General features: G+C 64.7%; 1 pseudogene. It reads right to left on the bottom strand.

Annotated features, from left to right (window positions below):
- Positions 1-286, bottom strand: a pseudogene (locus EN859_RS37385) (argininosuccinate synthase domain-containing protein); the annotation flags it as partial.

Raw genomic sequence — 286 nt, 5'->3', positions numbered from 1 at the left:
CGCGCGACTTCATGCCGACGAAACGGTTCTCGACGAGGTCGAGGCGGCCGATGCCGTTGTCGCGGCCGAGGTCGTTGAGCGCCGCCAGCATCGTGGCCGGCGACAGCTTCTTGCCGTTGAGCGCGACCGGATCTCCCTTCAGGAACTCGATCTCGATATCGGTGACGACATCGGGCGCGTCCATCGGCGAGACGGTGCGCTGATGCACGAATTCCGGTGGCTCGCTCCACGGATCCTCCAGCACCTTTCCCTCGGAGGAGGAGTGCAGAAGGTTGGCGTCAACCGA

It is taken from the genome of Mesorhizobium sp. M00.F.Ca.ET.216.01.1.1, from assembly GCF_004010325.2.
In the GTDB taxonomy this organism is placed as follows: domain Bacteria; phylum Pseudomonadota; class Alphaproteobacteria; order Rhizobiales; family Rhizobiaceae; genus Mesorhizobium.
The sequence above is the reverse complement of the archived record's forward strand: the minus strand, read 5'-3'. Positions and strand labels throughout refer to the sequence as shown.